This window comes from Microvirga vignae (assembly GCF_001017175.1).
Lineage (GTDB): Bacteria > Pseudomonadota > Alphaproteobacteria > Rhizobiales > Beijerinckiaceae > Microvirga > Microvirga vignae.
The window spans coordinates 1-6179 of the sequence record NZ_LCYG01000049.1; the positions used below are offsets into that span (position 1 = coordinate 1).

The following is a 6179-nucleotide window of genomic DNA, read 5'->3' on the forward strand; positions in this document are numbered from 1 at the left end:
TCCGCCTGTCCCGTGCTGTCGATTTGGTTGACCTCTCAACCCGACAATGCCGTCGCTGACGGAGTCCGTCGTTGACGGAGTGCGTCAACGACATAGCTCCTGCCGTGGTGGAGGCATCGACCAATGGGCGCTGATGACGATTTCGATCGGGTTCTGCGAAGACTGACCAACGCTCTCGCGCAGCCTGAGAATAAACCTGATCCTCATCCGCGCGTGGTTCCCCGATCCCGAGTGCATGTTCCGGAGGCGATCGACGTGGCGGCCATCCGGCGGAAGACGGGCCTCTCGCAGGCGGCTTTCGCCAGCCGGATTGGTGTTCCGGTTGCGACCCTGCGCAACTGGGAGCAGGGCCACCGCTCGCCGCAAGGGCCGGCTCGGGTGCTGCTGGCGCTGCTGGACCGCAACCCGCGCATCGTCGAGGAAACCCTGGCCGATTAACGAGAGCGGCGTCCTCCTTTAGCCGAATGGGCGGCCTAGTCGCAGTGCGGCGGTTCAGGATCAGGCTACCATTGAGGCGTTCGGCCCTCCCAAGGACCAGACCGTGACAAGCGGGGGTGGCGCGGATGTACCGCCGCCCCCGTTTTCCTAGCTAGGCCCGAGAATGTACCGGATGACCAAGAGGGCGGTTGATCAGGCCGCGGACCTGATCGGGCAGCTCGGTAATCTCTTGTACCTGAAGAAGGTCCATGCGCACTTCGACGAGTTCGAGGAGATCAGGCTCAACCGCCAGCTCGGCTACGCCTCTCTGGCCGACCTGATCGAGCGCTATCTCGACTTCTACTCGACCAGCGTCTCGCCGCATCTGGAGGGGCCATATAGGATCGGCGTCTGGTTCGAATCTACGTCTTTAATCCAGACATAACTTACATGGGCTTCTTTGCTGACCGGACATATAGCCTGAACAGTTGCAGAAAGGCTTGCGACCGATGAAGCTGTACCGCCTCAACGTCACGGCCGACGGAGAGCCAACCGCGATCTTCGCCATTGCTGAGGATGTGGACAGCCTTCTCCATGCGCTTGAGTATGAGGCCACGGCGAGGCCGATGAGGAGAGCCTGCTGCCCTACTATGATGGTGAGAAGAAGCCTCGGGTTGTCAGAAGCCTTGACGGGGTTCCGGAGGACTATCTGGACTTCGTCTGCCGGGGCGATAATCCGGAAGAATACACGGTAGCCGAGTTCCTCGACGCGCAGGAATGACAGCATCAGGTCCCCTGGAGCAGTCCAGACACAACCCTTCAGGACGAGAGCGCAGATGAGAGGCTGCCCGCGCCGAAGTCATCGCGAATTGAGAGATCCCTCTGGCCAGCAGCATGCGCCTTGCTGGGTCACATGATCCCTACTATCGGCCAGCGCACCGGCCAGAAGATCTATCGGCTATGCGGGTCATGGGAGGACCCTGCAGGCAGACGCAGGATCCTCCTCAAGGGCTCTGTTCACGGAGCAGACCGGATTGGCGCGGGAGCCCTTCAAGGCTCTCTCGCCGCTCGCTGCGGAGCTCATTTGCCGGCAGCGCGCGACGCCTTTTCCGACGCCCCTTTGCCCTGCTTGGCTCCCTGCTTTGCTTGCGGTGCTTCGCTGCCAGCGCCCCCGCGCTGGCTTCCTTCGCCAACGCCGGTCGTGCCCTGCCCGGCTTGGGTGCCCTCGATGACCTGTCCACCCGGTCCGCCCGCGGCACGCCCCTGGATCTGGATGCGGTGCGACCGCTCAGGCCGTCCGGTCTTCGGCACGGTCACGGTGAGCACGCCGTTCTCATATCCCGCCTGCACCTGGTCCGGATTGACCGGGAAGGGAAGCCGCACCGAACGCTGGAAGGTGCCGTAGGAGCACTCCATGAAGTGGAAGTTCTCCTTCTCGTCCGTGCGCTCGAACTTCTTCTCTCCCCGGATCGTGAGCATGTCGTCTTCGAGACTGATGTCGATGTCCTGCTCGCTGACGCCCGGCAGCTCCGCCGTGATGCGGATCTCATTCTGTGTCTCCGACACGTTCATCTGCGCGGTGATGAAGTTGCCGCCCTCGCCTTGCTGGCCCGTGCTGGGCAGGCCAGTGCCGCGCAGGACGTCGTCGAAGAGACGGTTCATCTCCCGGTGAAGCGAGAAGAATGGGTCATCCCCTCCCAGGAGGCCGAACCCAGAGCGGAAAGGGGTCAATGGATTGCGGGCCATGGCGCTCCTCCTTCATTTGAAGTCTGGATCCGCTCCACGCCGGCAGGGAATTGACCGTCGCGCTTGACGCGGAGCGGCTGAAGAAGAATTGCGTTCCAGGCTTTCTGGTTCCGCTCCAGGAGAAGTTGGGGCATCGCAGAACCTTCCCGAGATCCTACGCTAAGGATCCCGGAACTAACTCAGATCCTCGTCCTCTGTGCGAGCAACTACGCGTAGAACAAGGCTTTTTGCGCCTCAGTCCGGTTGCGATTCTAACATTTACCCAACGGGGTGCACCTGTCGGATGAATGCCTGACCTATGCCGCACCGTAGAGGGCCCATTTGCTTCAACGGGATTATGTCTAGCCCGGCGAGGCTCTCAACAATCACTTCTGCTCGCTCCGAAATCTGCGCTCGAAGTTTCTCAAAGGGGCTTAGCGTAGGATCTCGGGAGGATTCTGCGATGACCCCTAAAAGGCGGACGCAGCTTATTGAGCAGAAACTGGAAAGATTTCAGTTCGAGTTCGACACCACGCGCGATGGTTATCATTCGATAGGAGTGCGCCGCACCTTGAGGGGCGGGCGCTGGCTGCGCCAGGGCTATGGAGAAATAACCCCGCAGCTGGCTCCGATGTGTTGAACGAAGGTCGGTGGCCCTCACCTCGGCGCGGTGGACTAGCCGCGCACCGCTACGCCGGGTATCCTGGTCTCCTTTTGCATAGCGGCTTTGATGTTGCCGATCCGCGGCTTCGGCTCCCGGCATCCGTCACGGATTGTAACGAAGATTAGTCGTTGGACTGCTCAAGCGACTTTCGCCAGAATCGCCCTGACATTGTCGATTTCAACTAGATTGGTCAGAGACCGCCAGCCGTAGCAGAGAGGAGAACGCCGCATGCCCGACAAGGAACACACTCGAAGCGTTAGCGAGAGCGAGAACCCCGTAATCCCCTCCCCGATTCCCAAGACCATCCGGCCGAGGACGAACAAGGACTGGTGGCCGAATCAGCTGGACCTCTCGGTGCTCCACCATCACTCCCACCTGTCGAATCCGATGCAGGAGGACTTCGACTACGCGGAGGAGTTCAAGTCCCTCGATGTCGAGGCGCTGAAGCGGGATCTCGTCGAGCTGATGACGAAGTCGCAGGACTGGTGGCCGGCGGACTACGGCCATTACGGGCCGCTCTTCATCCGCATGACGTGGCATGCCGCTGGCACGTACCGCATTGCTGACGGGCGCGGCGGCGGCGGCGAAGGCCAGCAACGCTTCGCTCCCCTGAACAGCTGGCCCGACAACGCGAATCTCGACAAGGCGCGCCGGCTGCTCTGGCCGATCAAGAAGAAGTACGGCCAGAAGATCTCCTGGGCCGACCTGCTGGTCCTGGCCGGCAACGTGGCCATGGAATCGATGGGGTTCAAGACGTTCGGCTTCGGCTTCGGCCGGCCCGACGTCTGGGAGCCCGAGGACATCTTCTGGGGCCCTGAAGACACCTGGCTAGGAGACGAGCGCTACAGCGGCGACCGGGAGCTGCACGGCCATCTCGGTGCCGTCCAGATGGGCCTCATCTACGTGAATCCCGAGGGGCCCGGCGGCAATCCCGATCCGAAGGCCGCCGCCCGGGACGTCCGCGAGACGTTCTCTCGCATGGCGATGAACGATGAGGAGACGGTTGCGCTCATCGTCGGCGGCCACTCGTTCGGCAAGACGCATGGCTCCGCCCCCGCCGTCGGGAACGTCGGTCCGGAGCCCGAGGGCGCCGGTCTCGAGGACCAGGGCCTCGGCTGGAAGAACAAGTATGGAACCGGCAGGGGCCCTCACACCATCACGAGCGGCCTCGAGGGCGCCTGGACCGACAACCCGACGAAGTGGGACAACGGCTTTCTCGAGAACCTCTTCAAGTACGAGTGGGAGCTGACCGAGAGCCCCGCCGGCGCGAAGCAGTGGAAGCCGAAGAATCCCGAGGCCCAGGGCACCGTGCCGGATGCGCACGACCCGAGCAAGCGCCACGCGCCGATGATGTTGACGACGGACCTCGCGTTGAAGGTCGATCCGATCTACGCACCGATCGCGAAACGCTTCCACGAGAATCCGGACCAGCTCGCCGACGCGTTCGCCCGAGCGTGGTTCAAGCTGCTCCACCGCGACATGGGTCCCCGCGCGCGCTACCTCGGGCCGTGGGTGCCGGAGCCGCAGCTGTGGCAGGACCCGGTCCCGGCAGTCGACCACGAGCTGGTCGGTGAGCAGGATATCGCCGCCCTCAAGCGCAAGATCCTCGCCTCGGGCCTGTCCATCCCGGACCTCGTTTCGACCGCCTGGAACGCGGCGGCCAGCTTCCGCGGCACCGACAAGCGCGGCGGCGCCAACGGAGCCCGGATCCGCCTCGCGCCGCAGAAGGACTGGGAAGCCAACGAGCCGGCCCGGCTGTCTGCCGTGCTGAAGGCCCTCGAGAGGATCCAGCAGGACTTCAATAAGTCGCAGTCGGGCGGCAAGAAGGTCTCCCTGGCCGATCTGCTCGTTCTGGGCGGATGCGCCGCCGTCGAGGAGGCGGCCCGGAAGGCAGGGCACAACGTGACCGTCCCGTTCGCGCCCGGTCGCACGGACGCCTCGCAGGAGCAGACCGACATGGACACCTTCAAGGTGCTTGAGCCGGTCGGCGATGGGTTCCGCAACTACCTGCGGGCGAAGGACCCGCTGTCGCCGGAGACCCGGCTGCTCGATCGCGCCAACCTGTTGAGGCTGACCGCGCCGCAGATGACGGTCCTCGTCGGCGGCCTGCGTGCCCTGGGCGCGAACCACGGGGCGTCGAAGCACGGCGTCTTCACCGACCGGCCCGGAACGCTGACCAACGACTTCTTCGTCAACCTGCTCGACGCCGGCACCGCGTGGAGGCCGGCGGCTTCGGCCGAGAACGTCTACGAAGGAACCGATCGTGCGGCGGGCAAGGTCAAGTGGACCGCGACGGCGGCCGACCTCGTCTTTGGCGCGCACTCCCAGCTCCGTGCGCTGGCCGAGGTCTACGCCAGCGACGACGCGAAGGAGAAGTTCGTGCGCGATTTCGTGGCGGCCTGGAACAAGGTCATGAACCTCGATCGGTACGACCTGCTCGCGCAGGCCCGGGCAACCTCGATGTCCTGAGTGCTCTCAGAATGTAGCGGTTCCCGAGGGGCGTTGCCTTAGGATCACTTGCCCCACTTGCGGGGGAATTTGGGTGCAACGAAGCTAATAGGTTTTGTCGCAGATTCTCACTTGAGCCGAAGAAATGGGAACAATCATTGGTCGGAGTTCATGCGGCGAGCCGCTTGAACTGACTGGCGAGCGATAATTGTACATTTCGGGCATACTTCGCCTGCTGTTTGCGCATCATGTGCACCATCTCGATGGTTCTGTCGCAACTATTTCTTTCCTGACGCGGGTCTATGGCCTGCGTCAGCGAGGAAGGGTGAGGCAAGATGTGGTTCTGTCGCAATTTCTGGTAATAGACACAGAGATGCCAGAGTGAACGGTAGGCGCTTATGCGGCGAGCAACTCAAACTGATCCGCGAGGGATAGCTGCCGATTGCAGGCATACTTCGCCTGCTGTTTGCGCATCATGTGCACCATCTCGATACCGCCAAGGATCACGCGAGTGCTGGGGATGGACTTGAACCCGAGCATTGGCCGTATCCGCCTCTTAATGGCCCGATGATCCTGCTCAATGCGCTTGTTGAGGTAAGCACTTTGTCGGATGCGGATCGGCTTCAGCTTCCGCCCTGATCGGTATTCCAGTTGGTTCGTTGCGTCACATGACAGGATCGCCCCGCGGTTCGTCTGGCTGCCGTCGATCACAATCCGCTCTGGACGACCGTGCCGCTTCAGCGCCTTGCGTAGAAACCGTTTAGCAGCGGTTAGATTTCGCCTTTCGCTGAACCAGAACTCGACCGTGTCACCGTTGCTGTCGATCGCCCCGTAGAGATACGTCCAACGCCCGCGGACATTGATGCAGGTTTCGTCCATGTGCCATATGTGGACGGCCCCCACCCCGCAAGAAGATTCGGGCATA

At 62.5% G+C, this 6179-nt stretch carries 6 protein-coding genes; 3 read left to right on the forward strand and 3 right to left on the reverse strand.

Annotation, left to right across the window (positions count from 1 at the left end; translation table 11 throughout):
• Positions 1-123: 123 nt before the first annotated feature.
• Both AA309_RS18745 and AA309_RS18750 read left to right on the forward strand, forming a co-directional pair.
• Entirely contained in the window at positions 124-438 is a 315-nt protein-coding gene (locus AA309_RS18745; RefSeq protein ID WP_047190545.1) for a helix-turn-helix domain-containing protein, read from the forward strand.
• 172 nt (positions 439-610) lie between these two features.
• Entirely contained in the window at positions 611-862 is a 252-nt protein-coding gene (locus AA309_RS18750) for an LOTUS domain-containing protein (protein WP_047190546.1), read from the forward strand.
• Here AA309_RS18750 and AA309_RS34435 read toward each other — a convergent pair.
• Together AA309_RS34435 and AA309_RS18760 are read right to left on the reverse strand one after the other, a co-directional pair.
• Complete coding sequence (locus AA309_RS34435; protein WP_150117640.1) at positions 848-1204, reverse strand: hypothetical protein; 357 nt, start codon at positions 1202-1204, stop codon at positions 848-850. The two genes, AA309_RS18750 and AA309_RS34435, sit on opposite strands and share 15 nt — an antisense overlap.
• Positions 1205-1497: 293 nt before the next feature.
• Positions 1498-2163 (reverse strand): Hsp20/alpha crystallin family protein, encoded by a 666-nt coding sequence (locus tag AA309_RS18760; protein WP_047190548.1) that lies wholly within the window; start codon positions 2161-2163, stop codon positions 1498-1500.
• An 871-nt stretch (positions 2164-3034) separates the two neighbouring features.
• On the opposite strand from AA309_RS18760, the gene katG reads away from it, so the two are divergent.
• Positions 3035-5275, forward strand: coding sequence for a catalase/peroxidase HPI (katG, locus tag AA309_RS18765; protein ID WP_047190549.1), 2241 nt, complete (start codon positions 3035-3037; stop codon positions 5273-5275).
• A 375-nt stretch (positions 5276-5650) separates the two neighbouring features.
• Here the strand turns inward: katG and AA309_RS18770 are convergent.
• Positions 5651-6179: IS6 family transposase (locus tag AA309_RS18770; RefSeq protein WP_047190550.1), on the reverse strand; the 529-nt coding region annotated here is incomplete at its 5' end.